This window comes from Pseudomonas sp. KH_046_1 (genome assembly GCF_057839025.1).
On record NZ_CM174481.1, the window covers coordinates 536928 to 563487 of the forward strand.

Below are 26560 nucleotides of genomic sequence, written 5' to 3' on the forward strand. Positions count from 1 at the left end.
TTGCGGGTTCTGTTGATCAAGACTTCTTCGCTGGGCGACGTCATTCACGCGTTGCCGGCGTTGACCGACGCGGCGCGGGCGATTCCCGGCATCAAATTCGACTGGGTGGTGGAAGAAGGCTTTGCCGAGATCCCGACCTGGCATCCGGCGGTGGGCAAGGTGATTCCGGTAGCGATCCGTCGCTGGCGCAAAAACATCTGGCAGACCATCAAGAGCGGTGAGTGGAAGCGCTTCAAGCAAAGCGTTCGCGCCACCCAATATGACTTGGTGATCGACGCCCAGGGCTTGCTGAAAAGCGCCTGGCTGACCCGTTACGTCAAGGCCCCGGTGGCCGGCCTCGATAAAAACTCGGCGCGCGAGCCCATCGCTGCGCGCTTTTACGATCGACGCCTGGCCGTTGCCCGTGGGCAGCACGCGGTGGAGCGAGTGCGTCAGTTGTTCGCCATCGCGCTGGGCTATGACTTGCCCAAAGGCCTGGGCGATTACGGACTGAATATCGAGCGTCTGGTGGAATTGCCGCGCAAGAATCCGTACGTGGTGTTTCTGCATGGCACCACCTGGGACACCAAGCACTGGCCCGAAGCCTACTGGCGTGAGCTGACCGAACGGGTCGGCTACCTGGGTGTCGGGGTGAAGTTGCCGTGGGGCAATGCCCTGGAGAAAGCCCGGGCCGAGCGCATCGCTGCCGGTTTCAAACACGCCGAAGTGTTGCCTAAACTGAACCTGGCCGGTGTCGGCAAGGTGCTGGCGGGCGCACAGGCCTGCGTGGCGGTGGACACCGGCCTGGGCCATCTGGCCGCCGCACTGGATGTGCCGACGCTGTCGCTGTTCGGCCCGACCAATCCGGGCCTGACCGGCGCCTATGGCAAAGTGCAGATTCACATGGCCAGCGACTTCCCTTGCGCGCCGTGCCTGCAAAAGAAATGCACTTACCAACCGACGGCCGAAGATGGCCGTCAGTTTGACCTGAAACGCGAGTGGCCCCTGTGCTTCACGCGTCTGAATCCCGAGCGTGTCGCCAGCCGACTGAGCACGTTGTTAATGGCTGAGGAGCTGCGCTGATGCAATTGGCATTTGTCCTGTACAAATACTTTCCCTTTGGTGGCTTGCAGCGCGATTTCATGCGCATTGCCCTGGAGTGCCAGAAGCGCGGCCATCAGATTCGCGTCTACACGCTGATCTGGGAAGGCGACGTACCGCCGGGTTTCGAAGTGCTGGTGGCGCCGGTCAAGGCGTTCTTCAACCATCGCCGCAACGAGAAGCTCAGCGAGTGGATGGAGGCGGACCTGGCCAAGCGCCCGGTGGACCGCCTGATCGGCTTCAACAAGATGCCGGGCCTGGACGTCTACTACGCCGCCGACGGCTGTTTCGAAGACAAGGCGCAGAACCTGCGTAACTCGCTGTATCGCCGTTGGGGCCGCTATCGCCACTTCGCCGAATACGAGCGGGCGGTGTTCGCCAAAGAGGCAAAGACCGAAGTGCTGATGATTTCCGAAGTCCAGCAGCCGTTGTTCATCAAGCATTACGACACGCCGCTGGAACGCTTCCACCTGCTGCCGCCGGGCATTGCCCAGGATCGTCGCCGACCGGCCGATGCCGATGAAATTCGCGCAGGGTTCCGTTCTGAATTCGATCTCAAGGACGACGAACTGCTGCTGGTGCAGATCGGCTCCGGGTTCAAGACCAAGGGCGTGGATCGCAGCCTCAAGGCATTGGCGGCATTGCCCGCTGATCTGAAGAAGCGCACTCGCCTGTTTGTAATCGGCCAGGACGACCCCAAGTTATTCCAGATGCAGAGTGCGACATTGGGTCTCGGCGACAACGTGACGTTCCTCAAGGGCCGCAGCGATATCCCGCGTTTCCTGTTGGGTGCCGATCTGTTGATCCACCCGGCGTACAACGAAAACACCGGCACGGTTTTGCTCGAAGCCCTGGTGGCCGGCCTGCCGGTGCTGGTGAGTGCAGTGTGCGGTTACGCCCATTACATCGCCGAGGCCGATGCGGGCCTGGTGCTGGACGAACCGTTCGATCAGGCACAACTGACGCAGTACCTGACTGGCATGTTGAACGACGTTCAAGCAAGGGCGGCCTGGAGCCGCAATGGTCTGGCCTTCGCCGAAACGGCCGACCTCTACAGCATGCCGCAGCACGCGGCCGATGTGATTCTGGCGGAGCACGCTTAAATGAAGTTGATGCTGGCTGAACCGTTCAAAAGCCTCTGGGCCGGACGCGACCCGTTCGCCGAAGTCGAGGGGCTCAAGGGCGAGGTGTACCGCGAACTGGAAGCGCGCCGGACATTACGCACGGAAGTCGACGGCAACGGATTTTTCGTGAAAATCCACCGTGGCATCGGCTGGGCCGAAATCTTCAAGAACCTGCTCACTGCCAAGCTTCCTGTACTGGGTGCCGGTCAGGAGTGGAAGGCGATTCAGCGCCTGCAGGAAGTCGGCGTGCCGACCATGACCGCCGTCGCGTATGGCGAAAAGGGCAGCAACCCGGCCGACCAGCACTCGTTCATCGTCACCGAAGAGCTGGCGCCCACGGTCAGCCTCGAAGACTTCAGTATCAACTGGACCCAGCAGCCGCCCGAGCCAAAACTCAAGCGCGCGCTGATCGCCGAAGTCGCACGCATGACCGGCATGATGCACCGCGCCGGGGTCAACCACCGCGACTGCTACATCTGCCATTTCCTGCTGCATACCGACAAGCCGGTGACCTTTGATGACTTCAAGCTTTCGGTAATCGACCTGCACCGCGCTCAGACCCGCCCGACGATCACCTCGCGCTGGCGTAACAAGGATCTGGCGGCCCTGTACTTTTCGGCCCTGGACATTGGCCTGACCCGCCGCGACAAGCTGCGTTTCCTCAAGGGCTATTTCCAGCAGCCGCTGCGTCAGATCCTGAGCGAAGAAGCTGGGCTGCTGAGCTGGCTCGACGGCAAGGCCAACAAGCTCTACGAGCGTAAACAGCGATACGGGGATGCGCTCTGATGTCGGGTTGGAAACTGGATCCGGCCTACAGCGAGCTGGCCGATGACTTTGGCAGCCTTGAGGCTGTGTTTGCGCTGCAAGGCGAGCGTTTGACCAGTGACGTGCTCTCGGAGGTCATCCGTGTCGAGCGCAATGGCGTCAACTATTACGTCAAACGGTATGTGGGCGCTGGCAAAGGCTTGCGGCGTTACCTGGGCAAGCCTCGGGTGAAGATGGAATGGCAGAACCTCAAGCGCTTCGCCAAGTGGGGCATCCCCACTGCCGAAGTGGTGGCCTGGGGACTGGAACGACGCGGTGCGGCCTACGCTCGCGGCGCGATGATTACCCGGGAGCTGCCGCGTACCGAAGACTTGTCGGCATTGGCCGAGCGGCGCGATCCGAAATTGTCGGATCGCGCCTGGGTCGATACCGTCAGTCGTCAGCTGGCCCAATACACCCGGACCATGCACGACCACCGCTTCACCCATAATGATTTGAAGTGGCGCAACCTGCTGATCGACGATGAGGCTCGAGTATTTTTGATCGATTGCCCCAACGGCGATTTCTGGCGCGGTTTCTGGCTCAAGTACCGTATTACCAAGGATCTGGCGTGCCTGGACAAGGTCGCCAAGTATCAACTGTCGGCTACCCAGCGCCTGCGCTTTTACCTGCAATACCGCAACCGGACCCGGCTCAATGCTTCGGACAAGAAACGCATCCGGCACGTGGTGAGATTTTTCGAGGGACGCGAATGACTGATTTTCTGGCCGCTGAAGACCGTGCGCTGCTTGAGCGCCATGGCCTCGGCACGTTCGAGGCGCTCTGGGCCAAACAGCTCGATGCGGTGGACGAACCCAACACCGGTCGCGGCGGCTGGAGCAGCGTGTTTCGGCTGGATCTGGAAGGTCATGGTTTCTACCTCAAGCGTCAAAGCAACTACCTGACCCGCACCTTGCGCGCGCCGTTCGGCGAGCCGAGTTTCGCTCGCGAGTTTCGCAACATCTCCCGTTACCGGAAGATGGGCATTCCGGCGCTGCAAGCGGTGTTCTACGGGGAGCGCAAGGTCAATGGCGAGGTCCGCGCGATCCTGCTGACCCGCGCCCTGGACGGTTGGGACGACCTCGACTCGCTGTTGCAGCGCTGGACTCAATTGAGCCCTGAGCAGCACTCGGAAATCCTCAAGGCCAGTGGCGAACTGGCCCGGCAACTGCACGCCGCACGCCAGGTGCATGGTTGCTTCTATCCCAAGCACATTTTCATGCGCGCCACCGGCAATGGCTATCAGGCTCAATTGATAGATCTGGAAAAGACCCGGCCGCTGCTGTACGGGCAGCGTGACCGAATCAAGGACCTGGAACCGCTGACGCGTCGCGCGCCCGAGTGGGGCGAGTCGCAACTGCGGCAATTGCTGGCCGCCTATCTGGATCAACCGCAGGACAGCTCGCTGATCGACAGCTGGCTGCAGCGTTTGACCGCGCGGCGCAGCCAGAAGAGGCCGCGCTGATGCGTTTATCCGAACTGAAGTCTGCCGGCCGCACCCCAAGCTTGCCGTTGAACGTTTCGCTGGCCGACGCCGCCGGCCCCGCCGAGCTACAACTGCTGAGCCTGTTGCGGGTGTTGCCGGGGCAGCGTTATGTCGGTGCCGGCGTCTGGCGTGGCCGGCCGGTGTTGGCCAAGTTGCTGGTTGGCAGCAAGGCCGCACGGCATTTTCAGCGTGAGCTGGACGGCGTGCGCCTGCTCTCTGCTCAAGGGCTGACCACGCCGCAGCTGTTGGCTGATGGTCTGAAGGATGGCGAGGGTGGCTGGCTGCTGTTTGATTTCCTTGAGCATGCCGAAAGCTTGGGCGACACCTGGAAGCAGGTTGAACAGCAGCCCGTACTGTCCGATGGGCAAGGCGCGGTGCTGGCCGAGGCGCTGGGTGCGATCGGTCAGATGCATCGCAAGGGCCTGTGGCAGGAAGACTTGCACCTGGACAACTTGCTGCGCCAGGGCGGTCGCCTGTACCTGATAGATGGCGCGGGCATCTGCTGTGAGACGCCGGGCCAGCCGCTGTCCCGGCAGAAGGTCCTGGAAAACCTCGGGGTGTTCTTCGCCCAGTTGCCGAAGTCGATTGAACCCTTCATTGAAGAGTTGCTGGTGTATTACCTGCTCAGCAACGGCGAGCACGCCTTGCCCATGGAGGCGTTGCAGAAGCAGATCGACAAGGTCCGCAACTGGCGTCTCAAGGACTTCCTGATCAAGGTTGGTCGCGAGTGCACGCTGTTCAGCGTCCAGCGCGGGGCCTTCGGATTGCGGGCGATCCGTCGCGAGGAAGTGTCGTCGATGGTGCCTGTGCTGGAGCAGGCCGATGCCTTGCTCGATCAGGGGCATCTGTACAAGACCGGCGGTGCGGCGAGCGTCGGCAAGGTCGAGGTGGATGGCCGCACGCTGGTGATCAAGCGCTACAACATCAAGGGTTTTGCCCACTGGCTCAAGCGTTTCTGGCGCCCGAGCCGGGCCTGGCATTCATGGCGCGAAGGCAATCGCCTGGCGTTCCTCGGGATTGCCTCGCCCAAGCCGCTGGCGTTGCTGGAAAAGCGTTTTCTGTGGCTGCGCAGTCGGGCTTACCTGATCACCGAGTACCTGCCGGGGCCGGACATCATCGAGCGTTTTGCGCCGTATGTTGAGCGTGGCGATGCACCAGAAGCCGAGCTGGTGGCGCTGGATCATCTGTTTGCCGAGTTGATTCGCGAACGCATCAGCCATGGCGACTTCAAGGGGCATAACCTGTTCTGGCAGCAGGATCACTGGGCGTTGATCGACCTCGATTCGATGTGCCAACACGGCTCCCTCGGCAGCTTCGCCCCGGCGTATGCAAGGGATCGCGCGCGGTTCATGCGCAATTGGCCTGAAGGCAGCGCCCTTTATCAGGTCATTGATCGGCGGTTGCCGAAGGACATCTCCAGCGCTGGCTGAATCCTTTTCGCGAGCAGGCTCGCTCCCACAGGGATTGGTGGTGAACACAAAACCTGTGAACACCTCAGTCCAAATGTGGGAGCGAGCCTGCTCGCGAAGAGGCCCGCAAGGCCAACCAGAAAAGCAGACAGGTTCTTGTGAACCGTCCTACGCGATCTTCGGAAGTCATGACCTGTGGCCCGAATCGCCCCGATGCTAGTTTGCCTGACGTTCTCGGAGGTCAGGCTGTGACGATCAAAATGGCAGTTTCATTGGGTGTTTTATCAGTGTCGCTAATGGGCTGCGGAACCGCCGCCACCGTCCTGCAGGATGAAGCCGACGCAGCGCAGGGGCTGCGCCGGCAAAAGACCTATTGCCAGTCCATTCCCCGGGTCTACAGCGGCCTGGCTTACGACTTCTGTGTATTAAATGCGCCGCCAGACCCTACGGGTTTCCTTGTACCACTCATATTGGTGGACCTGGCCCTGTCTGGCGCGCTGGATACCGTTGTCTTGCCATACACGATTTACCGGCAAAGCGTGGACGGCAATATTTCCATCTATTGGCGACCTGCGCGCGGATAAAAATGCCGCGAGGTTCCCGCCGCAGTTGCTGGCCGCTTGCGGCTAGAGGCTTGCCGCTGCTTTTACGCTATAATCCCGCCCTTTAGCTGTCTCTCGCCCCTTGCGAGGGCACATTAATTTTTGAGGCGCTTGCGCCTGCATGCAGACTAAAGAGGCTAGACCCCTGTGGCATTGACGATTCTTGGCCTGTCCGGCGCCCTTAGCCATGATCCTTCCGCAGCCCTGTATATCGACGGCAAGCTGGTCGCGGCGGCTGAAGAGGAGCGCTTCGTACGCGATAAACATGCAAAGAACCGCATGCCCTACGAATCGGCGAAATTCTGCCTGGAACAGGCCGGTATCAAGCCGTCCGATGTCGACGTGGTAGCGATTCCATTCGCACCGATCAGCCTGTTCGGCAAGGCCCGCTGGCAGTACGCCAAGCGTTACTGGTACGCCCCGGACCGTGCACTCGACGCGATCCTGATGGGCAACCGTCGCTACAAGCGCTATCGCAACAAGATCGTCTGGTGCCTGGAGCAACTGGGTTTTGATCCGAAGAAGATCAAGATCGAGCCGGTCGAACACCACCTGGCCCACGCCTCCAGCGCTTATCACTGCTCCGGTTTCAAAGAGAAAACCGCGATCCTGGGCATCGACGGCAAGGGCGAGTACGCCACGACTTTCTTCGGTTATGGCGAAAACGGCAAGATCCACAAGATCAAGGAATTCTTCGATCCGGACTCCCTCGGCGGCCTGTATGGTGCGATCACCGAGTTCCTCGGCTTCGATATGCTTGACGGTGAGTTCAAGGTCATGGGCATGGCGCCGTACGGCGACGCCAGCAAATACGATTTCTCGCGCCTGGCCTCGTTCGAAAACGGCGAGCTGGTGATCAACACCGACTACGCCAACGTCATCGGCCTGCGTCGCTACAAAGAGAAGGGCAAGGGTTACTACTTCTCGCCGAAGCTGATCGAGTGGCTGGGTCCCAAGCGCGAAGGCGACATCGCCGATGAGCCTTACATCCACTATGCCGCCAGCATTCAAGCGCTGTTCGAAAAAATTTCGCTGCAGATGATCGACCACTACCTGGGCGACGTGCTCAAGGAAACCGGCAAGCTGGCCTACGCCGGCGGCTGTGCGTTGAACGTCAAGCTCAACCAGAAAATCATTGCCCGTGACGACGTCAAAGAGCTGTTCGTACAGCCTGCGTCCGGCGACGCCGGTACCGCAGTCGGCGCGGCGGCGTATGTGTCCCACGCCCGTGGCGTACCGGTCGAGAAGATGGAGCACGTCTACCTCGGCCCGTCGTACAGCAACGAAGACGTGATCGCGGCCTGCGCCCGTCACGAGAATAAACCAACCTGGCGCAAGCTCGACAACATGCCGGAGCAGATCGCCAAAATCATGGTCGATGGCAACCCGGTGGCCTGGTTCCAGGGCCGCATGGAGTTCGGTCCGCGTGCACTGGGCGGGCGTTCGATCATCGGTTGCCCGAGCATTGCGGGCGTGGCTGACCGGATCAACCACCAGATCAAGTTCCGCGAGCGCTGGAGGCCTTTCTGCCCGTCAATGCTCGACACCGTGGCGCCGCAGATGATCAAGATCGATCACCCGGCTCCGTTCATGACCTTCACCTTCGAAGTGGCGGAAGAGTGGAAGACCCGCGTGCCGGAAGTTGTCCATGAAGACGGAACCTCCCGCGCCCAGGTGCTCAAGCGCGAATACAACCCGCGCTACTACGACATGATGAAAGCGCTGGAAGTGCTCACCGGCAACGGCGTGTCGCTCAACACCTCGCTCAACCGTCGCGGCGAACCAATGATCTGCTCGCCGACCGATGCGCTGAACATGTTCTTCGGTTCGGATCTACAGTATCTGATCATGGAAGACATCCTGGTGGTCAAAGAGGGCGCGAACGCCTATGACACGTTCGGCTGAACGTCATGTGCTGCAGTTCTGCCACGGCTATGACGGGCCGTTCCTGGACTGCGCACGGCAGTACGCCAGCCTGTTCGCGGGGACCGGTTATCGAGTGACCACGGTGTTTCTCACCGGGGTTGCCGATGCCGAAGTCGCCGCGGGTTGTGCTTCCGATGAAGTGCTGTTCATGGAGTACAGCTCCAAGGCCATTCGTGGCCTGAAGCTGGGGGCCATCGGCGATCTGCGCAAAATCGCCGCGTCGCGCAACTTCAGTTTCTGCGTCGCCCACCGCTTCAAGCCGATCTATATCGCCTTGCTCGGCACGTCGTTGCCGGTGATTGGCGTGCATCACGCTTTTGACGATTACAAGCGTGGCAGCCGCAAACTGTTCGCGCATATATTCCGCAAGCGTCTGAGTTTGCTCGGCGTGTCCGACGCCGTGCGCGACGACATGCGCCAATGCCTGCCGAAGTGGCCGGCTTCGCGGATCCAGACCTTGTACAACCGTATCGATGTGGACGCCTTGCAGGCGAACCAGGTGTCGGCTCGCGAGGCCCGGGAAACCCTCGGTTTGGCGGCAGATGCGTGGATCGTCGGCAACGTCGGACGACTGCATCCGGATAAGGACCAGGCCACATTGCTGCAGGGTTTCGCCGAGGCGTTGCCGGGGTTGCCGGCCAACAGCCAGCTGGTGATTCTCGGCAAGGGGCGCCTGGAGGAGAACCTCAAGGCACAGGCCCGGGAGCTGGGCATCGGAGACCGGGTCCTGTTCCTCGGTCAGGTGCCGGATGCGCGTAACTACTTCCGGGCCTTCGACGTATTCGCCTTGAGTTCCGATCACGAACCGTTCGGCATGGTGCTGCTGGAGGCCATGGCCGCTGGTGTTCCCTTGCTGGCCACAGCGTGCGGTGGAGCGAAAGAGGTGGTCGAAGGCGTGGGCATTCTGTTCCCGTTGGGCGATGCCGAGCGTCTGGCCCAAGGGCTGCAACATCTGGTCGGCATGGATGATCAGCAGCGCCGGCAGTGTGCCGAGTTGATGCTCGAGCGCTTGCGCGAACGTTTCTCCGATCGCGCAGTGCGCGATGCTTTCTGGCACTTGCCGCACGTTACCGAACTGGCACAGAGGGGCTGATGCTCAACCGATTTCAAGGCTGGCGCGAGCGTGGCTGGGCGGTAGTCGACGCCTCGACTTACGCCGAAACCTGGCAGCGTTATGGCGGCAGCGTCGCGACTCATCCCGTGGTGGTCGAGCGGCTGGCGCAACTGGCCGACATTCCGGTGCGTTACCTGGCCTGGGTGCAGGGTGATGAGGTCAAGGCGGCGATCCCGACCTGGGGCCGCGACCTGGCCTTGTCCAAGGACGTGCTCAAGCGTCGCGGCAAGAAAGGGCTGTTCGACCTGGGCAACGCCGAGATCATCCTGCCGGCCGCTGCCGATACCCAGGCGCCTTTGCGCCATCGCGCGCGGTACCTGTCGGCGCTGAACGAAGGCCGTTTCACTGGCATCAAGTTGCAGACCGAACAACTGGCCATGGCCCGCACACCCGAAGAACTGTCGAAAAAATTTCGCTATAACCAGCGCCGCGAATTGCGCTTGCTGGAAGAGGCCGGTGGCGTAGTGCGGCCAGTGTCCGAATTTTCCAGCACTGAGCTGGCGGCGATTTACTGCGACCTGTTCCAGCGCCGCTGGGGCTTCCCGGCGACGGGTGCCGAACGCATGGCCGAGGTCATCGAGTTGCTGCGCGAGTTGCTGATCGGCTCGGTGATTTTCCTCAACGATGCGCCGATTGCGATTCAACTGGTGTACCGCGTCGAAACTCCGCAGTGGATCAGCGTCGAGTACATCAACGGCGGAGTCGATCCCGAGACTCGCGAGTTCAGCCCTGGCAGTGTGTTGAGTTTCCTCAATACCCAAAGCGCCTGGGAGCATGCCCGGGCGCAGGACAAACCGTTGCGCTTTTCCTTCGGTCGCGCCGACCGTGAATACAAGGATCGCTGGTGCAACCCCGTGCCGGTCTTCACCGTATGAGCCAAGCCATGAGCCGCAAACAGCAACTGCTCAAGCGCCATCGGCGCAATAAACGTATCGGCCTGCTGATTGCGTTGGTGCTGTTGATCGTCATCGGTGTGCTGGTGGCCTGGTGGTTACCGCTGGTGCTGGCGGTTCTGGGCTGGATTGCCCATGAAGCCTGGTTTGCCGACCATCTGTTCTACTCACCGAAAGACGATTACCAGTACAGCTTTCCCCCCTACACGCCCCAGCCCAAGGTGCACCTGAACGGTGAACAGTTGCGGCTGGACGAGGGCGTGATGCTGGTCGACGACGCGACACTGGTGCTGGCCCTGCGGGTAAAAAGCACCTGGCTGGGTCGTTTTTTCGATCCGGTGGTCGAGTTGGCGGGGGGCGAAAACCCGGACCGACAAACCTTCGAACGGGGTGTAAACGGCCTGCGTTACCTCAATCTCAGTGGTCAGGCTCAGGCGCTGTCCCGTGGTGACCTGCGCTTGCGCGGGCGTTTCTGTCGGGTGTTCGGTGAGCCTGTGCTGTGGGCACTGGAGCATCCGGATTACCGGCGTCAGCGGGTGATGGTCATCGCGCCCCACGCCGATGACGCCGAGTTGGCGGCCTACGGTTTGTACAGCCAGGCCGACGAAACCTGGATCGTCACGCTGACAGCGGGCGAAATCGAAGCCGAACACTATCGGCAGATGGGCCTGAACAAGGTCGATGCAGCCCGCTTGAAAGGCCGTCTGCGCACCTGGGACAGCATCGCGGTGCCACGTTGGGCCGGTGTCCCCGAGGCCCGTTGCGTACAGCTGGGTTATTTCTGCCTGCAACTGGCGAGCATGCAGGCCGCTCCTGCGGTGGCGGCGGGATCGCGGGAAGCTGACCTGAGCGACACCCGGTTGTTCCGTCAGTTGAATCCTTTCGCGCTGCCCGGTGATGCCGATGGCGCGCCGACCTGGAACAACCTGCTGGCGGATCTGCGTGAGTTGCTGCTGCTGGCCCGACCCGAAGTTATCGTCCTGCCGCATCCGACCCTGGATCCGCATCCCGATCATATCTGCGCCCAGGCAGCAGTCCTCGAAGCCTTGCAAGGCCTGGACTGGCAGCCGACCACGCTATTGGGCTATGCCAACCACCTGCACGACAACGACCGCTGGCCGATGGGCGATACCGGTGATGGCATCGCCTTGCCGCCTGCCTTCGATCCGGCCCAACCGATGCAGCCTTATTGCCTGCCCTTGCCGCTGGAGCAACAGCGAGACAAGGCCATGGCGTTGGGCATGATGCACGACCTGCAGCCGGCGATGCCGTTCAAGCGTCGCTTGCGTCGGTTGATACAACGCGTGTTGGCCGGCCGGTTGCCGCCCACCTATGGCGAGAACGAATTCTTTCGCAAGGCAGTCCGGCGCCACGAGCTTTTGTGGTCCCTCAAGCACACACCAGGCAACGTTTCTCAGCGGGGAGAGTTATGAGTCAGCGGTCAAAGGTCCTGCAACTGCAGCCTGACTACAACGTCAAAGCCCATGATTTCGCCGACCTCGCGGAGCAAATCGTCAAGGCCCTGCCCGGTGATCGCTATGAAGTGACCGCTGCGTTTTTGCGCGGCAAGCCCGAGCCGGGCGAAGCGGTGAGTCGAGCCGACCATTCGGTGTACTTCGAATTTTCCGACAAGTCCCTCAAGGGCATGCGCCTGCGGGCCATGTGGCAGCTGTACAAGTTCTGCCGTCGGGAAAAATTCGATGTGGTGATCTGCAACCGCTTCAAGCCGGTGAACATGATGCTGGCGCTCAACCGCTGGTTGAAAGTGCCGTTGTGCATCGGTATTTCCCACGGCTTTGGCGAGTACGACCGTTTTTACCGGCGCCGCCAGACCCAGCGCCTGATCGATCGTCACTGGCGCTTCGTTGGTGTGTCGCCAGCGGTGAAACAGTATCTGCTGGACTGTGACTGCGGCTTCACCGACCAGAACACCTATGCCATCACCAATGCCATCGACATCGAGCAAGCCGAAGGTCTGCAACACAGTCGTGAAAAGGCCCGTGAACTGTTGGGCATCGATCCATCGGTGCGGCTGATCGGTGCGTTGGGGCGACTGGTGCCGGTCAAGGGGCATATCTATTTGCTGCAGGCCTTTGCCGCGCTCAAGGACAAATACCCCAATACCCAGTTGGCGATCATCGGTGCCGGCCGCGAGGAGTCGCGTCTGGCCGCGGAAATCGACCGCCTCGGCCTCAGCGGTCGCGCCCATTTGCTGGGGTTCAAGGAAATTGCCCTGCAGTACATTCGCGCTTTCGATATCTGGACCATGCCTTCTTTGGCCGAAGGTCTCGGGCTGGCGCTGCTCGAAGGCATGAGCGGGCATTTGCCGGTGATCGCCTCGAACGTGCCGGCCATGTTGCCGCTCATCGAGGGGGCCGGCGGCCTGGCGATTACGCCGAAGGATGTGCCGACGCTGCAGGCGGCGCTGGACACTTACCTCGGGCTGTCGGATGACGAGCTCAAGGCCAAGGGCGAGCAGTCCTTCCGTTATTTGCAGCAACACCATGACATCGAGGAGTTCCGTCGCGAATACCTCAATCTGATCGACTCCGGCCTGGAACAGGCCCGCAAGGAACAGCCATGAACGACGCGCAACCCATCGTCACGGTCATTATCGCGTCGTACAACCACGCCGCTTACATCGAGGAAAGCATTCTCAGCGTCCTCAACCAGACCTACCAGAATATTGAGTTGCTGGTGGTCGACGATGGCTCGAAAGATGACAGCGTCGAGCGGATCAAGGCGTTGCAGGCCATCCATGGTTTCGACTTCCGGGTCCAGGAAAACCAGGGGCTGACCAACACCCTCAACGGTGCGATTGCCCGGGCCAAGGGCAGCCTGATCGTGCCATTCGGTTCGGATGACATCATGCTGCCGGAGCGAATCGCCACCCAGGTCGCGCATATGGACGGCAAGCCCGAGGTCGGCATTTGCGCCGGTAACATCGAGCTGATCGATGCCGACGGCAACCTCTACCCGGAGAAGCGCCAGCGCCGGGATGTGCCGTTCCGTCGCCTGGACTTCGATGACATGTTCCTGGAGCGCAAGCCCTATCCTCCGGCTCCCACCCTGATGATCCGTCGCGAAGCACTGGAGAAGGTGGGCGGTTTCGACCCGACCATTCGCCTGGAAGACTTGCTGATCGAGCTGAAGGTGACCCATGCCGGTTACTTCATCGACGGTCTGGGCGTGTTGATGGCGCGTTATCGCAAGCACGCCACCAACTCCTACAAGAACCACCGCTTCATGATCGACAGCATCCTGCGCACCTACGCGCTCTTCAGCGATCACCCGCTGTATGACGAGGTGCGCTACAAGTTTCTCAATTCCATGTTCCTCAAGACCGCCAACCGTGATCGCAAGCTGGCGCGGGAGTTGCTGGCGCAGATTCCGTTCAAGGCCTGGAACAAGAAAACCTGGCGTGGGTTGGGCCGGATGTATTTCTCACGGCTGGAGAAAGACTGAGCCAAAGGCTGGATTCAAGGGGGGCGGAAGGCGGGGCATTGTCCTCGAAGATATGCCCCGGCAATGGCTCAACGTTGTTGAGCCGTCTCCTCCGGAAGTTCTTTGCTCGGCTTCCTGTTCTGGCGCAACCAGTGCAGGGTTTTCCTGCCGGCATTGATACCGGGCTTTTCGAGGTACAGATAAGTCAGGCTGCTGATGATGATCAGCAGGCAACTGCACACGGCCATCAACGGCAGGAAGACCCAGGCTTGCCGGGCGTCAAGATGCAATACCGGCGGCAGTCGCTGCACCAGTACCCAGAGCACGAAACCGTGCAGCAAATACGTGCTGTAGCTGATTTCCCCCAGCCAGCGGATGCTGCGTGGCCTCAGGGCGCCGAACAAGGTATTGCCGGACGCCACGATCACAAAGAAGAGTGAAAGCAGCAGCGCTCCCAGGTTGAATGCCCGGTTGAACACCGTAAAAGCGATCGCCAATGCGAGCAGGGCGATGATGCCCGCCAGCGGAGACAGGCTCCAGGCGACCCATTGTGGACGGCGAACCCAGTACGCCGCAGCGATGCCGCCGAGGAAACTGGCCAGGAAGTGCTTCTTCAGCGAGTGTTCCCAGCCGACCACCTCGTACAAGGCGTAGATGCCGATCAGGCACAGCACCGCCTGCATCCAGCCGCCGCGATAAATGAACACCATGGCGGCCAGTGGCAGGGCCAGGTAGAAAAACAACTCGTACCCCAGCGTCCAGGTGACGTTGGAGATCAGCATGCCGGTCTGGTGGTACTGGTTGACGTCTGGACGGTCGAAGATCAGCCAGGCCAGGGTCTGGCCAATGAGCTGGGTGCCGGAGTCCTTGAGTTCCCAGTCCTGCAAATAGAACACACAGACAAACACGGTCAACATCAGCGGCAGGTAGAGCGGGTAGAGGCGAAACAGCCGGGATACCGCAAATGCCAGCCAGTCGTGTTGCTGACCGTGGGTGAGCAAGCGGTCCCAGAACAGAAAGCTGGTGATCATGAAAAAGAGGGCGACGCTACCCTGGCCCAGCTGCGAGTAGAAGTTGCTCGGCGGAAAATCGATCACGCCGGTTTGCAGAAAGATCCAGGTAATGATCGAGTGGTGCACGAACACGCCGAAGGCCAGATACCCGCGTAAGCCGTCGATGCCGGCAAAGCGGCTTTCACCGCAATGCTCCAGCTGTCGGGTGAATCTCGGCACGCTACGCAACAGTAGCGCGGCCGTCGCGATGGCGAGCAGGTAGGCCGTCATCGCGATAAGCGGGTTGGTTTCTATCATCAGTGAGCCTGGGCTGGAGGACTCCCGGCCAGCACGTGCCTGTGCAAATTATCCACGTCGGCTTTCGAAGCCGCCGCGGCGTATCCTTGCAGCAGCGCTTCGAAGTGATCCTCGAACAGCCAGCGCCGATCTTCTGCGTAGCGCTGCATGTGGCGCAGATTACGCCGACGCAGGGAAGGGCTCAATGATGAAGGGTAAGTTCGCAGGTCGGCCAGATCGATCAGGCCGAACTCGCCGTCCTCCAGCACCAGCACATTGCCCAGGTGCAGGGAGCGGAAGTAGACCCCTTGCTGATGCAGTTGAGCCATGAATTTGCCGAAGCGCTCCACCAGTGCCTGGCGCACCGCCGGGGCGGTGATGCCTTGCAGGATCTGGCGCAGCGTGTTGCCCGGCAACGGAGAGTAGTGCACAGCGGTGCTGCCGTCTTCGAACCGGTAGAGGTCGAGGATGTGCGGTGTCGGGATGCCCATGTTGCGCAGTTGCACGCTGTTGATGGCAAAGCGATCGGAATAAGGCGTGAAACTTCCCGAGGTATACCAGCGGCGGCGGCGGAACAGCTTGAGAAAGCTGCCATCGCTCAGGCGCAGGACTTTGGGGCCCAGACCATCCTCTTCGATGATCCGGGCATCGGCAGTCAGCTGTTGCAGGGCGCTAGGTGTCGCGGTCTTGATCGGCGTGTCCAGCAGGCGCCGGGCCCGTTGATTGATGCTCAATGCGGCAATCAGCGCCAAGGGGATCCACAGCAGGAACCAGTGCTCCTTGGGGCGAGAGATGATCCCGCCACCTTCCGTCAGGCCTGCGCCGATACCGAAGGCCAGCCAGGCTGAGGCAATGACAAACAGCGGTTGCACGCGATGGCGCCAGCTACTGATGAAGCTCCACGCGAGGAAGAACAGCCATGGCAGCAGACCGATAATGCCAACGTAGTAGAGCACGCCCAGGGCAAAGCTATGGGGTTCCTGAAGGCTGTAGCCGACGCCGGGGTCCAGGGTCAGTCTGGCGTTGTAGCCGTGCCCGATCCATGGGTGCTCAGCGATCCTGCCCAGGGTCAATTGCCAGAGCTCGATGCGGAAGGAACTGCCTCTTTCGATGATCTTGTCCGCAAACAACGCGAAAGTCGCCGTACCGGCGATGAACATGGCGCCAAGCATGAAGACCGAGCGTCGATTCCAGCAGATGAAACACAGCCATAGCGCAGCCAGCGTCAGTGCAACCAGTGGGGTCCTGGAACCGGTGGCCAGCACTGTGGCGAACATGATCGCCATCGCCGGTATGCTCAACCAAAGTATCTGGCGTCGCCTGCAGGTCATGCTCAGGCTCAGCCAGTAGGTACAGAAGAAGCCGAATAGGTGGGAACTGAGCAGTGGATTGTCGAAAGCGCCTACACCGATCAGACGCATTTCCGGTTGGTAGAACTGGTCGAACCTGTACAGGTTGTAGGTAGAGACGACCAGCGCCACCGTCGCGGCGCAGAACAGCAGGGGCTGGATGATTTCGCTGCGATAGCGCACCAGCAGGTAGCAGCCAACGAACAGCATCAGGGTATGCAATGACGGTTTGAAGTGACCAGGTTCGATGTCGTCGCCCGGCCCCCAGTACAGGCTGAGCAGTGCCCACGCCACAAACAACAGAGCTGCGATGACGATCGGTTCGTGCAGCAGTTCTTTGCCGAGCCGCGGTCGCAGGCACAGTGCAATCAGTGCCGGTATGCTGAACAGACCATAGTAAAGCTTGTGAAGCACACTGCGCCCCGGCAGGAAAAACAGCGCGCAAAGCAGCAATAAATAACCGAGCGGAAGGATCCACAGACAAATGAAATCGAAGATTCTATTGGACGTGCTGTTCAAAGCGTTTAATTGCATGCTGAGTAACTTATTCCTGAATTGAGCGACCATACCAAGGCAGGGACATCTGGTGGCTATTTGACGCGCCACAATACACAGACTGTATGCGATTGCCAGAACCCTGGGGAAGCTGTGGTAAAGTCAGCGTCCTTTTCATCGACATTCGCGTGATATGACCGACTCCAGTCTCTGCGCAAGCCCATCGAGCTTGAAAATCTACTTCCGCCTGCTCGGCTATGTCCGGCCGTACATCAGCCTGTTCCTGATCAGCATCGTCGGTTTTCTGATTTTCGCTTCGACGCAGCCAATGCTGGGCTACATCCTCAAGTACTTCGTCGACGGTCTATCCAACCCTGAAGCGGTGCTGTTTCCAACCGTGCCCTACCTGCGGGATCTGCAACTGCTGCAAGCGGTGCCATTGTTGATCATCCTCATCGCCGCGTGGCAGGGGTTGGGGTCGTACCTGGGCAACTACTTCCTGGCCAAGGTTTCCCTGGGCCTGGTCCATGACTTGCGGGTCCAGTTGTTCAACAACCTGCTGGTGCTGCCAAACCGGTATTTCGACAAGCATAACTCGGGGCACCTGATTTCACGTATCACCTTCAACGTGACCATGGTCACGGGGGCGGCAACAGATGCGATCAAGGTCGTAATCCGTGAAGGCATGACGGTGATCTTCCTGTTTGCCTCGCTGTTGTACATGAACTGGCGTCTGACGCTGGTCATGGTCGCCATCCTGCCGCTGATCGCCCTCATGGTGCGCACGGCCAGCAAGAAATTCCGCAAGCAGAGCAAGAAAATCCAGCTGGCCATGGGGGACGTGACGCATGTAGCGTCCGAAACGATCCAGGGCTATCGCGTGGTGCGCAGCTTCGGCGGTGAAAAATACGAAGAGAAACGTTTCTTCCAGGCCAGCCAGGGCAACACCGACAAGCAATTGCGCATGACCCGCACCGGCGCCATCTACACGCCGCTGCTGCAACTGGTGATCTACACCGCCATGGCTGTGCTGATGTTCCTGGTGCTGTTCCTGCGGGGCGATGCGTCCGCCGGCGACATGGTGGCCTACATCACCCTGGCCGGTCTGCTGCCCAAGCCGATTCGCCAGCTGTCCGAAGTCAGCTCGACCATCCAGAAGGGTGTGGCCGGCGCTGAAAGTATCTTCGAACAACTGGATGTCCAGCCTGAAGTCGATACCGGCACCGTCGAGCGTGATGTCGTCAGCGGTCGCCTGGACGTGCGCAACCTCAGCTTTACCTACCCTGACACCGAGCGTCAGGTGCTCAATGACATCAGTTTCTCGGTCGAGCCCGGGCAAATGGTGGCGCTGGTGGGGCGTTCGGGCAGCGGCAAGTCGACCCTGGCCAACCTGATTCCGCGTTTCTATCACCACGACAAGGGCGAAATCCTCATCGATGGCGTCGAAGTGGAGCAGTACAAGCTGTTGAACCTGCGCAAGCATATCGCCCAGGTGACCCAGCACGTGACCCTGTTCAGCGACACCGTGGCCAACAACATCGCTTACGGCGACTTGGCCGGCGCACCCCGCGAAGACATTGAAAAGGCGGCCAAAGATGCCTACGCGATGGACTTCATTGCCCAATTGCCCGAAGGCCTGGACACCCAGGTCGGGGAAAACGGCGTTCTGCTGTCCGGTGGCCAGCGCCAGCGCCTGGCGATTGCCCGGGCACTGTTGAAGAATGCTCCGCTGCTGATTCTCGATGAGGCGACTTCGGCACTCGATACCGAGTCCGAGCGGCATATCCAGGCAGCCCTGGATCAGGTCATGAAAGGTCGCACCACGCTGGTGATCGCTCACCGCCTGTCGACCATCGAAAAGGCCGACCTGATCCTGGTCATGGATCAGGGGAAAATCGTCGAGCGCGGCACCCATGAACAACTGCTGGCGCAAAACGGCTACTACTCGCGCCTCAACGCGATGGGCCTCGACGCCCCGGCCGAAGACATCGCCTGACCCCGAAAGGGCGAGCCTGGCTCGCCCTTTCACATTGATATGCAAGCGATGGAAATGAGCGATGCGTGTCGTCGTCTGACGGATCTGCTGCTCAAAAAATGAGCAATAAACCCCGCCGAATCATCCGGTTGCAGCCACCGCACAAGCCGACACCAACCCTGTGTTAATATCGCGCCCCTGTTCATTCTGTATGTGGGTTGCACCATGAAGTTGTCCATGCCGCGATTCGATCAAGCCCCTGTCTTGGTAGTCGGCGATGTCATGCTCGACCGTTACTGGCATGGTGGTACCTCACGGATTTCTCCTGAGGCACCGGTGCCGGTAGTCAAGGTCGATCACATCGAAGACCGCCCGGGCGGTGCTGCCAACGTTGCCTTGAACATTGCCGCCCTGGGGGCACCGGCCTCGCTGGTCGGTGTCACCGGCGACGATGAAGCCGCCAACAGCCTGGTCAACAGCCTCAAGGGCGCCGGCGTGCGGGCCATCTTCCAGCGCATTGCGCACCAGCCGACCATCGTCAAGCTGCGGGTCATGAGCCGTCACCAGCAATTGCTGCGCATCGACTTCGAAGAACCCTTCGCCACCGACGCGTTGGCGCTGACCGCGCAGGTCGATGAGTTGCTCGAAGGCATCAAGGTGCTGGTGCTGTCCGACTACGGCAAAGGCGCGCTGAAAAACCATCAGGCGCTGATCCAGGCCGCCCGTGCCCGTGGCATTCCGGTGCTGGCCGACCCCAAGGGCAAGGATTTCTCGATCTATCGCGGCGCGAGCCTGATCACGCCAAACCTCAACGAATTCGAAACCATCGTCGGTGGTTGCGCCGATGAGCACGAGTTGGTGAGCAAGGGTGCGCAGCTGATGCACGACCTGGACCTCGGTGCCTTGCTGGTGACCCGTGGCGAGCACGGCATGACCTTGCTGCGCCCGGATCATCCGGCGCTGCACTTGCCGGCCCGTGCCCGTGAAGTGTTCGACGTGACCGGTGCCGGCGATACGGTGATTTCTACCCTGGCGGCCGCGATTGCCGCTGGCGAAGAACTGCCGCACGCGGTGGCCCTGGCCAACCTGGCGGCGGGCATCGTGGTCGGCAAGCTCGGTACGGCGGCCATCAGTGCACCGGAACTGCGTCGTGCGATTCAGCGCGAGGAGGGTTCCGAACGCGGTGTGCTGGGCCTGGAGCAACTGTTGCTGGCGGTCGATGATGCCCGTGCGCACAACGAGCGGATCGTGTTCACCAACGGTTGCTTCGACATCCTGCACGCCGGTCACGTGACCTATCTGGAACAGGCGCGGGCCCAGGGCGATCGCCTGATCGTCGCGATCAACGACGATGCATCGGTCAGCCGCCTGAAAGGGCCGGGCCGTCCGATCAACAGCGTCGACCGGCGCATGGCGGTGTTGGCCGGTCTGGGCGCAGTGGATTGGGTCATCAGTTTCTCGGAAGGCACTCCGGAAAACCTGCTGAGCGCGGTCAAGCCGGATGTGCTGGTCAAGGGCGGCGACTACGGGATCGACCAGGTGGTCGGCGCGGACATCGTGACGGCCTATGGCGGTACCGTGAAAGTGCTGGGGCTGGTGGAGAACAGCTCCACCACCGCGATTGTCGAGAAGATCCGCAAGTCCTGATTGTTGCGTGGGTTTGTTGTGGCCAGGGGGCAAGCCCCTAGCCACAAGAGCCCGCTTGATCTTGCTATCGTGCCGCCTTGCGCGGCACGATTTTCTTCAGCAGCAATTTGGCCTTCCCGCGCAACCGCGCCAACCCTGAATCCTTCACCGGCGGGGTCAGACCCTGCTGCCTCACCCAGTCCTTCCAGCGAATTCGTTCATCACGAACCAGCCAGCCTTCCTGTCGGGCAAAACTCTCGGCCAGATACAGTCCGCGCGTGCTGGCCGGGTAAAGCTGATCCTTTTTCAAGGTGTAGAGCTCAGCCATCGGATGGCCGTCCTGCAAAGGCATCAAGTACAGATCGGGTCGCTTGCGGTCGAGGCGGGCGACGAGTTGATCGCCTTCGAGTCTTTCATCGACATGGAACAGGCTCAGGGATTTGGCTTCCTTGGGAACGTCCAGGCGCAAGTCGTAAATCAGTTGCAGCGAGGCCGTTGGCAAATGCACGTAAGCCCGCGGGCGCTCTATCAGCATCAGGTTGGCGCAACGTACCGGCCGCGCCGAGCCGGACAGTGGCGACAAGCGAAACGGCAGGGCTTCACGGTAATGCAGGGCGGCCGAGTAGGGCGCTGGCAGCCAGGTGTCGTTGAACCGCCCGCCGAGCCAGCCTTCCGGGGTTTCCAGCAGGCATTCTTCGGCTATCTCCTGGATCGCCGTGTGCAAGGGCAGGTTCAGTTCATGGGCCGGCACGTACCCGGAGATCAGCTTGAGCACCACATCGCCACGGTCCTGCCGGCGTTGGCGCACCAGCACCCAATAGTCGCGATTCTGCCAATGCAGGGTCAGGCGCACCGAAACCCCGAGGTTGGCCAGCTCCAGGGCAAACCGTTCGCTGTCGCCGACCGTCACTGGTCGACGACGTTGCAGGGTCTGGGAGAAATTCAGCGGCCTGCCGACGCTCTGATAAGCCAGGCCTTCGGGGGTCGCTTCGACGAATAACGGCAGGGTCTTGAAGTTGCTCGGGTTCTTTCTGATGAGCGTACGCGACATGTCGGCTCCTGCTTAAGGCCGCGTGGGCGGCGTCAGTGGCTACGTAGGACCTGGGCAACGGTCGCGACATTGTGGGCGAGGTGCAGCGGATTGATGGTCCCGACAATAGCGCTGGCAACACCCGGATGTTCAAACAACAACTCGAAACTGGCGCGCACCGGATCCACGCCCGGACTCAGGCAGACATGACCACTGGCGAGGGCTTTTTTGACCAGAATGGCTTTGCCGTGTGCAGCAGCATAGTCAATGACGGCCTTCTCGTTTTGTTCGTTGAGATTGTAGGTGACCATCGCGCAGTCGCCTTGCTCCAGCGCCTTCAAACCGCCTTCGACGGTTTTGCCGGAAAAGCCGAAACCGCGAATCTTGCCTTCGGCCTTGAGCCCGGCGAGGGTGTCGTAGACTTCGCAGTCATTGAGGATCGCCAGGTCATTACCATCGGAGTGCACCAGCACCAGGTCGATGAAGTCGGTTTCCAGGCGTTGCAGGCTGCGTTCCACCGATATGCGTGTGTGTGCGGCGCTGAAATCGTGACGGGACTGGCCGTCGGCAAACTCCTCGCCCACCTTGCTGACAATCACCCAATCCTGACGCTGGCCGCGCAGTAACGGGCCGAGGCGTTCTTCGCTGCGACCATAGGCCGGGGCGGTGTCGATCAGGTTGATGCCCAGGTCGCGGGCGAGTTTGAGCAGCATGCGTGCTTCGTCGTCATCGGGAATCTGGAAGCCGTTGGGGTACTTCACCCCTTGGTCGCGGCCCAGTTTCACGGTGCCCAGGCCCAGGGGGGAAACCAGCAGGCCGGTGCTGCCCAGCGGGCGATGCAAGTCGTGCAGGGTCGGTTGACTCATGGCAGCAGTTGCTCCCAGGCAGGTACGCCCATCGGCGGCTTCGGCAGTTCAGGCAGTGCTGCCGGGTGGCTTGGCTGGATACCGTCGCGGGTCAGGCTGGCGATCACGCGGTCGGCGAAGTCCGGCGCCAGGGCGAGCTTGGTCGGCCAGCCCACCAGCAGTCGGCCTTCCTCGGCCACAAAGGCGTTGTCGGGACGGGTCAGGCCTGATTGCAGCGGTTCGGCGCGATCCACGCGCAAGGTCGCCCATTGCACCGTGCTCAGGTCGATCCATGGCAGCAATTGGCCGAGTTCTTTCTGTGCGGTGGCGATCTGCTCGGCGGGCTCACGGGTCACGCCTTCGGATTCCGCGATATCGCCGCCCAGGTACCAGACCCATTGACCATCTACCGCCGGGTGCGTGGTCACAGTGATACGCGGTTTGGTGCCACCACCCAGGCAGTGGGCGTACAGCGGTTTGAGGCTTGGTCCCTTGGCGATGATCATGTGCAACGGGCGGCGCTGCATGGCGGGCTGGCTCAGCCCCAGCGTTTCAAGCAATGCCGCGGTTCCGGCGCCGGCGCTCAGGACGATGCGCTGGGCACGGATCTCGCGTTCGTCCACCTTCAAGCCGACCAGCACGCCGCCTTCGAGCAGGGGCTCGATCTTCTGCCCAGCGAGCAAGCCATCTCCGGCCAGATCGGCCAGGCGCTGGATCAGGCTCGGCACGTCGACCACCAGTTCCGCCAGGCGATAGACCTTGCCCTTGAAGCGCTTGTCTTGCAGGGCCGGCGGCAATTGCTCGCCCTTGACCTGATCGACGCGACCACGCACGGCTTTGCTGGCAAAGAAACTGGTGAGGTTGCCGGCGAGGGTGCCGGGGGACCAGAGGTAATGGGCTTCGGACAGCAGGCGCACGCCGGACAGGTCCAGCTCGCCGTTACCGGCCAGGGCTTCACGCCAGCGGCGCGGCATGTCGGCGATGGCTTCCGAGGCGCCGGTCAGGGCGCCATGCAGCGCGTATTTGGCGCCGCCGTGGATGATGCCCTGGGACTTCACACTCTGCCCGCCGCCGAGGCTGGCGCTTTCCACCAGCACGGTCGAAAAACCCTGGCGCCGCAGGCGCGCATTCAGCCAGAGGCCGGCGACACCAGCGCCGACAATCAGAACGTCGGTGGAAATAACGGATGGCATTCGGCGACCTCTGTGTTCAAGACGAGGGCGCAGTATACAGACTCGAAGTGGAGGGGATTTACTGGATCAAGAGGTGAACACAAAACCTGTGGGAGCGAGCCTGCTCGCGATGAGGGCGTGTCAGTCGATATCAATGTCGACTGATACACCGCTTTCGCGAGCAGGCTCGCTCCCACAGTGAAATGTGCTTCGGGCTTAATGGCCAGCAGTCTTGGAGAAGAGCTGGATGACCACAACACCCAGCACGATCAACGCCATCCCCAGCATCGCCGGCACGTCCAGCTTCTGCCCATAGATAAACAGTGCCGCGACGCTGACCATCACGATCCCCATGCCGGCCCACACGGCGTACGCCACGCCCACCGGAACGCTGCGCACCACAAGGGTCAGCATCCAGAAGGCAATGCCGTAACCGACGATGACCAGCACCAGTGGCAGTGGGGTGCTGAGGCCTTTGACCGCTTTCATCGAAACAGTGGCAATCACTTCGGCGCAGATGGCAATGGCCAGGTAGTAGTAGGCGGTCATGGGTCAATCCTCGTGTGAAGTGTTGCTCTCTGAGGTCGGCATTCTAGAGATTCGCCAGATGCGGTAAAGTCATTACCTATCTGTTTTGGAGATGGGTTGAGCCATGAGCATGCAATGGAATCTGGAGCAGTTGCGGTTGTTTGTCAGCGTAGCGGAGCAGCGTTCGTTTTCTGCCGTGGCGCGCGGTCAGCGCAAGGCGCAGTCGGCGGTCAGCAGTTCGATAGCGCTACTGGAAGAAGACCTGGGCGTCAGCCTGTTCGACCGCAGCAGCGGCCGTCAGCCAAAACTCACCGAAGCCGGCACGGCTTTGCTGGACGAAGCGCGGGAGGTGTTGCGCCAGTGTGAACGGCTCAACGGCCGGGCATTGGCGATGATGCGCGGGCAAGAAGCGCGACTGCGTGTGGCGCAGGATGAAGCGATGCCTTATCAGCCGATCATCGAAAGCTTCGAAGCCCTGGCGGAAAAATTCCCCAGCCTTGAAGTGCAACTGACCAGCGCCGCCCAAGGCGATGTCGCGCGCAAGCTGGTGGAGCGGCGTGCCGATCTGGGGCTGCTGTTCTTTCACGATCAGATTCCCGAGGCACTTGAGCGGCGGGTACTGGGCAGCGTGGAAATGGTCACGGTGTGCGGCAAGGATCATCCGTTGGCGCGAAAAGGCGCAGTGGATGGCCAACAACTGGCGCAACATCGGCAGCTGCTGATGTCCACGGAGTCGAGCATTTATCCCGGCAGTGATCCCGCCAGCCCGCAGGTGTGGCGCGCCGACAGCTTCTATGTGATGGCCGAATGGCTGGTGCGTGGCCTCGGCTGGGCCTGGTTGCCACGCCACGTGGTGCAGTACCCGACCTATCAGAACCAGATGGTCGAACTGGTCAGCGAATGGACCCCGCCGGCCCTGGTGGTGGAGCTGGTATGGCGCCGGGATGAACCGCTCGGTCCGGCCGCGCGCTGGCTCGCCGAACGTTTTGCCGTGCACTTGCAGACGATTGGTGAAAAAAGCCGATAAACTCCGCCGCCATGAATAGAACTCTCTACACCGCGCTGTTTTATCTGGGGCTGCCGTTGGTAGCGATTCGGCTTTGGCTGCGCGCGCGCAAGGCGCCGGCGTATGCCAGGCGCATCGGCGAGCGCTTTTCCTGCGGGATGCCGGCGATGAAACCGGGCGGCATCTGGGTGCACGCCGTGTCGGTGGGCGAAAGCATTGCGGCCGCACCGATGATTCGCGCCTTGCTGGCGCGTTATCCGGATCTGCCGATCACTGTGACCTGCATGACCCCGACCGGTTCGGAACGCATCCATGCACTGTTCGCCAATGAGCCACGCATCCAGCACTGTTATCTGCCCTATGACTTGCCTTGCGCTGCCCGGCGCTTCCTTGATCGGGTCCAGCCGAAACTGGCGGTGATCATGGAAACCGAGCTGTGGCCCAACCATATCCATCAATGCGCCAAACGCAGGATCCCCGTGGCGTTGGCCAATGCGCGACTGTCCGAGCGTTCGGCCAGGGGATACGGCCGGTTCCCCAAGCTGACCCAGCCAATGCTGGCTGAGATGAGCCTGTTTGCGGTGCAGACCGAAGCCGAGGCCCAGCGCTTGCGCGACTTGGGCGCGCGGACGGAAACCGTCGAAGTGACCGGTTCGATCAAGTTCGACCTGACCATCGACCCGCAACTGCTGGAGCGCGCCGTTGAGCTGCGCGGGCAATGGCAGGCGCTGGAACGACCGGTGTGGATCGCGGCCAGTACCCATGACGGCGAAGACGAGGTGGTGCTGGCGGCCCATCGCCAGTTGTTGGTCAGTCATCCCGATGCCTTGCTGATTCTGGTACCGCGTCATCCGGAACGTTTCAATTCGGTGTACGGGTTGTGCCAGCAACAAGGGTTTGCCACGGTCCGGCGTTCCAGTGGCGATGCGGTCAGCGCGAATACTTCAGTGCTGCTGGGCGACACCATGGGCGAGTTGCTGTTTCTCTACGCCCTGGCTGACAGCGCATTCGTCGGCGGCAGCCTGGTGCCGAATGGCGGGCATAACCTGCTGGAGCCGGCGGCTCTCGCCAAACCGGTGTTGAGCGGTCCGCATCTTTTCAACTTCCTCGAAATCGCCGCGCAGTTGCGCAGTGCCGGGGCGTTGCAGGAAGTGGAAGATGCCGAAGGGCTGGCGGTGGCGGTGCAGCGGCTGTTCGAACTGCCGCGAGATGCGCAGCGCATGGCAGAGGCCGGATTGAACGTGATGCGCGCCAATCAGGGCGCATTGCAGCGCTTGCTGGACGGGTTGGGGCGGTTGATCGACCGTTAAGACCGAGTTGTATTCATTCGCGAGCAGGCTCACTCCCACACTCGAATCACTGT

The 26560-nt window shown here is 61.1% G+C and carries 23 protein-coding genes; 17 read left to right on the plus strand and 6 right to left on the minus strand.

Annotation, left to right across the window (positions count from 1 at the left end; genetic code table 11):
• The 13 genes from waaC (at nucleotide 1) to AC3IT9_RS02425 (ending at nucleotide 13903) form a co-directional block, all read left to right on the plus strand.
• Nucleotides 1–1062 carry a lipopolysaccharide heptosyltransferase I gene (gene waaC / locus AC3IT9_RS02365; protein WP_223447530.1) on the plus strand — a complete coding sequence of 354 codons (1062 nt, stop codon included), beginning with the start codon at nucleotides 1–3 and terminating at the stop codon, nucleotides 1060–1062.
• Nucleotides 1062–2183 carry a glycosyltransferase family 4 protein gene (locus AC3IT9_RS02370; protein ID WP_489271905.1) on the plus strand — a complete coding sequence of 374 codons (1122 nt, stop codon included), beginning with the start codon at nucleotides 1062–1064 and terminating at the stop codon, nucleotides 2181–2183. The genes waaC and AC3IT9_RS02370 overlap by 1 nt, the downstream gene beginning before the upstream one ends.
• Entirely contained in the window at nucleotides 2184–2990 is an 807-nt protein-coding gene (rfaP, locus tag AC3IT9_RS02375) for a lipopolysaccharide core heptose(I) kinase RfaP (protein WP_150727931.1), read from the plus strand.
• Nucleotides 2990–3724 (plus strand): lipopolysaccharide kinase InaA family protein, encoded by a 735-nt coding sequence (locus AC3IT9_RS02380; protein ID WP_150754782.1) that lies wholly within the window; start codon nucleotides 2990–2992, stop codon nucleotides 3722–3724. The genes rfaP and AC3IT9_RS02380 overlap by 1 nt, the downstream gene beginning before the upstream one ends.
• Nucleotides 3721–4473 (plus strand): lipopolysaccharide kinase InaA family protein, encoded by a 753-nt coding sequence (locus AC3IT9_RS02385; RefSeq protein ID WP_150754783.1) that lies wholly within the window; start codon nucleotides 3721–3723, stop codon nucleotides 4471–4473. The genes AC3IT9_RS02380 and AC3IT9_RS02385 overlap by 4 nt, the downstream gene beginning before the upstream one ends.
• Nucleotides 4473–5924 carry a lipopolysaccharide kinase InaA family protein gene (locus tag AC3IT9_RS02390; protein WP_489271907.1) on the plus strand — a complete coding sequence of 484 codons (1452 nt, stop codon included), beginning with the start codon at nucleotides 4473–4475 and terminating at the stop codon, nucleotides 5922–5924. Before AC3IT9_RS02385 ends, AC3IT9_RS02390 begins: the two co-directional genes overlap by 1 nt.
• 227 nt (nucleotides 5925–6151) lie before the next feature.
• Nucleotides 6152–6487 carry a YceK/YidQ family lipoprotein gene (locus AC3IT9_RS02395; RefSeq protein ID WP_150727927.1) on the plus strand — a complete coding sequence of 112 codons (336 nt, stop codon included), beginning with the start codon at nucleotides 6152–6154 and terminating at the stop codon, nucleotides 6485–6487.
• A gap of 165 nt (nucleotides 6488–6652) precedes the next feature.
• The gene (locus AC3IT9_RS02400) at nucleotides 6653–8410 is read left to right on the plus strand and encodes a carbamoyltransferase family protein (RefSeq protein ID WP_150727926.1); all 1758 of its coding nucleotides are present in this window, start codon (nucleotides 6653–6655) and stop codon (nucleotides 8408–8410) included.
• Nucleotides 8394–9524: a glycosyltransferase gene (locus tag AC3IT9_RS02405; RefSeq protein ID WP_489271908.1), complete on the plus strand. Its 1131-nt coding sequence runs from the start codon at nucleotides 8394–8396 to the stop codon at nucleotides 9522–9524. Before AC3IT9_RS02400 ends, AC3IT9_RS02405 begins: the two co-directional genes overlap by 17 nt.
• Complete coding sequence (locus AC3IT9_RS02410; protein ID WP_150756755.1) at nucleotides 9524–10420, plus strand: antimicrobial resistance protein Mig-14; 897 nt, start codon at nucleotides 9524–9526, stop codon at nucleotides 10418–10420. The genes AC3IT9_RS02405 and AC3IT9_RS02410 overlap by 1 nt, the downstream gene beginning before the upstream one ends.
• Before the next feature lie 8 nt (nucleotides 10421–10428).
• Nucleotides 10429–11871: a PIG-L family deacetylase gene (locus tag AC3IT9_RS02415; protein ID WP_353741968.1), complete on the plus strand. Its 1443-nt coding sequence runs from the start codon at nucleotides 10429–10431 to the stop codon at nucleotides 11869–11871.
• The gene (locus AC3IT9_RS02420) at nucleotides 11868–13022 is read left to right on the plus strand and encodes a glycosyltransferase family 4 protein (RefSeq protein ID WP_489271910.1); all 1155 of its coding nucleotides are present in this window, start codon (nucleotides 11868–11870) and stop codon (nucleotides 13020–13022) included. Before AC3IT9_RS02415 ends, AC3IT9_RS02420 begins: the two co-directional genes overlap by 4 nt.
• On the plus strand, nucleotides 13019–13903 hold the full coding sequence (locus tag AC3IT9_RS02425) for a glycosyltransferase (protein WP_223447547.1): 885 nt from the start codon (nucleotides 13019–13021) through the stop codon (nucleotides 13901–13903). The genes AC3IT9_RS02420 and AC3IT9_RS02425 overlap by 4 nt, the downstream gene beginning before the upstream one ends.
• Before the next feature lie 68 nt (nucleotides 13904–13971).
• On the opposite strand, the gene AC3IT9_RS02430 is transcribed toward AC3IT9_RS02425, so the two are convergent.
• Nucleotides 13972–15192, minus strand: a complete 1221-nt coding sequence (locus AC3IT9_RS02430) for an acyltransferase family protein (RefSeq protein ID WP_489271911.1) — start codon at nucleotides 15190–15192, stop codon at nucleotides 13972–13974.
• The gene (locus AC3IT9_RS02435; RefSeq protein WP_150727919.1) at nucleotides 15192–17054 is read right to left on the minus strand and encodes a bifunctional O-antigen ligase/aminoglycoside phosphotransferase family protein; all 1863 of its coding nucleotides are present in this window, start codon (nucleotides 17052–17054) and stop codon (nucleotides 15192–15194) included. Before AC3IT9_RS02435 ends, AC3IT9_RS02430 begins: the two co-directional genes overlap by 1 nt.
• 154 nt (nucleotides 17055–17208) lie before the next feature.
• Here AC3IT9_RS02435 and msbA point away from each other — a divergent pair, with 154 nt between their 5' ends.
• Nucleotides 17209–19011, plus strand: coding sequence for a lipid A export permease/ATP-binding protein MsbA (gene msbA / locus AC3IT9_RS02440; protein ID WP_150727918.1), 1803 nt, complete (start codon nucleotides 17209–17211; stop codon nucleotides 19009–19011).
• Between the two features lie 204 nt (nucleotides 19012–19215).
• Complete coding sequence (gene hldE / locus AC3IT9_RS02445) at nucleotides 19216–20637, plus strand: bifunctional D-glycero-beta-D-manno-heptose-7-phosphate kinase/D-glycero-beta-D-manno-heptose 1-phosphate adenylyltransferase HldE (RefSeq protein ID WP_150727916.1); 1422 nt, start codon at nucleotides 19216–19218, stop codon at nucleotides 20635–20637.
• A 64-nt stretch (nucleotides 20638–20701) separates the two neighbouring features.
• Here hldE and AC3IT9_RS02450 read toward each other — a convergent pair whose 3' ends face one another.
• The 4 genes from AC3IT9_RS02450 to AC3IT9_RS02465 all read right to left on the minus strand — a co-directional run bounded on the left by AC3IT9_RS02450 (nucleotide 20702) and on the right by AC3IT9_RS02465 (nucleotide 24212).
• Nucleotides 20702–21667, minus strand: coding sequence for a metal ABC transporter ATPase (locus tag AC3IT9_RS02450; RefSeq protein ID WP_223461495.1), 966 nt, complete (start codon nucleotides 21665–21667; stop codon nucleotides 20702–20704).
• 32 nt (nucleotides 21668–21699) lie between these two features.
• Nucleotides 21700–22512: an aldo/keto reductase gene (locus tag AC3IT9_RS02455; RefSeq protein WP_489271914.1), complete on the minus strand. Its 813-nt coding sequence runs from the start codon at nucleotides 22510–22512 to the stop codon at nucleotides 21700–21702.
• Nucleotides 22509–23684 (minus strand): NAD(P)/FAD-dependent oxidoreductase, encoded by a 1176-nt coding sequence (locus AC3IT9_RS02460; protein ID WP_489271916.1) that lies wholly within the window; start codon nucleotides 23682–23684, stop codon nucleotides 22509–22511. The genes AC3IT9_RS02455 and AC3IT9_RS02460 overlap by 4 nt, the downstream gene beginning before the upstream one ends.
• 195 nt (nucleotides 23685–23879) lie before the next feature.
• Complete coding sequence (locus AC3IT9_RS02465) at nucleotides 23880–24212, minus strand: DMT family transporter (protein WP_126048879.1); 333 nt, start codon at nucleotides 24210–24212, stop codon at nucleotides 23880–23882.
• Between the two features lie 103 nt (nucleotides 24213–24315).
• Here AC3IT9_RS02465 and AC3IT9_RS02470 point away from each other — a divergent pair, with 103 nt between their 5' ends.
• Together AC3IT9_RS02470 and waaA are read left to right on the plus strand one after the other, a co-directional pair.
• Entirely contained in the window at nucleotides 24316–25218 is a 903-nt protein-coding gene (locus AC3IT9_RS02470) for a LysR family transcriptional regulator (protein WP_423502373.1), read from the plus strand.
• Between the two features lie 11 nt (nucleotides 25219–25229).
• Nucleotides 25230–26507: a lipid IV(A) 3-deoxy-D-manno-octulosonic acid transferase gene (gene waaA / locus AC3IT9_RS02475; protein ID WP_489271918.1), complete on the plus strand. Its 1278-nt coding sequence runs from the start codon at nucleotides 25230–25232 to the stop codon at nucleotides 26505–26507.
• The last annotated feature ends 53 nt before the right edge of the window (nucleotides 26508–26560 follow it).

Excerpts from the sequence above, each read along its gene's own strand:
- AC3IT9_RS02385 (WP_150754783.1), top strand. The coding sequence starts at position 3,721 with ATGACTGATTTTCTGGCCGCTGAAGACCGTGCGCTGCTTGAGCGCCAT.
- msbA (WP_150727918.1), top strand. The coding sequence starts at position 17,209 with ATGACCGACTCCAGTCTCTGCGCAAGCCCATCGAGCTTGAAAATCTAC.
- AC3IT9_RS02460 (WP_489271916.1), bottom strand. The coding sequence starts at position 23,684 with ATGCCATCCGTTATTTCCACCGACGTTCTGATTGTCGGCGCTGGTGTC.
- AC3IT9_RS02405 (WP_489271908.1), top strand. The coding sequence starts at position 8,394 with ATGACACGTTCGGCTGAACGTCATGTGCTGCAGTTCTGCCACGGCTAT.
- rfaP (WP_150727931.1), top strand. The coding sequence starts at position 2,184 with ATGAAGTTGATGCTGGCTGAACCGTTCAAAAGCCTCTGGGCCGGACGC.
- AC3IT9_RS02415 (WP_353741968.1), top strand. The coding sequence starts at position 10,429 with ATGAGCCGCAAACAGCAACTGCTCAAGCGCCATCGGCGCAATAAACGT.
- AC3IT9_RS02380 (WP_150754782.1), top strand. The coding sequence starts at position 2,990 with ATGTCGGGTTGGAAACTGGATCCGGCCTACAGCGAGCTGGCCGATGAC.
- AC3IT9_RS02410 (WP_150756755.1), top strand. The coding sequence starts at position 9,524 with ATGCTCAACCGATTTCAAGGCTGGCGCGAGCGTGGCTGGGCGGTAGTC.
- AC3IT9_RS02425 (WP_223447547.1), top strand. The coding sequence starts at position 13,019 with ATGAACGACGCGCAACCCATCGTCACGGTCATTATCGCGTCGTACAAC.
- AC3IT9_RS02370 (WP_489271905.1), top strand. The coding sequence starts at position 1,062 with ATGCAATTGGCATTTGTCCTGTACAAATACTTTCCCTTTGGTGGCTTG.
- AC3IT9_RS02435 (WP_150727919.1), bottom strand. The coding sequence starts at position 17,054 with ATGCAATTAAACGCTTTGAACAGCACGTCCAATAGAATCTTCGATTTC.
- waaA (WP_489271918.1), top strand. The coding sequence starts at position 25,230 with ATGAATAGAACTCTCTACACCGCGCTGTTTTATCTGGGGCTGCCGTTG.
- AC3IT9_RS02390 (WP_489271907.1), top strand. The coding sequence starts at position 4,473 with ATGCGTTTATCCGAACTGAAGTCTGCCGGCCGCACCCCAAGCTTGCCG.
- AC3IT9_RS02420 (WP_489271910.1), top strand. The coding sequence starts at position 11,868 with ATGAGTCAGCGGTCAAAGGTCCTGCAACTGCAGCCTGACTACAACGTC.
- AC3IT9_RS02430 (WP_489271911.1), bottom strand. The coding sequence starts at position 15,192 with ATGATAGAAACCAACCCGCTTATCGCGATGACGGCCTACCTGCTCGCC.
- AC3IT9_RS02470 (WP_423502373.1), top strand. The coding sequence starts at position 24,316 with ATGAGCATGCAATGGAATCTGGAGCAGTTGCGGTTGTTTGTCAGCGTA.
- AC3IT9_RS02465 (WP_126048879.1), bottom strand. The coding sequence starts at position 24,212 with ATGACCGCCTACTACTACCTGGCCATTGCCATCTGCGCCGAAGTGATT.
- hldE (WP_150727916.1), top strand. The coding sequence starts at position 19,216 with ATGAAGTTGTCCATGCCGCGATTCGATCAAGCCCCTGTCTTGGTAGTC.
- AC3IT9_RS02450 (WP_223461495.1), bottom strand. The coding sequence starts at position 21,667 with ATGTCGCGTACGCTCATCAGAAAGAACCCGAGCAACTTCAAGACCCTG.
- AC3IT9_RS02455 (WP_489271914.1), bottom strand. The coding sequence starts at position 22,512 with ATGAGTCAACCGACCCTGCACGACTTGCATCGCCCGCTGGGCAGCACC.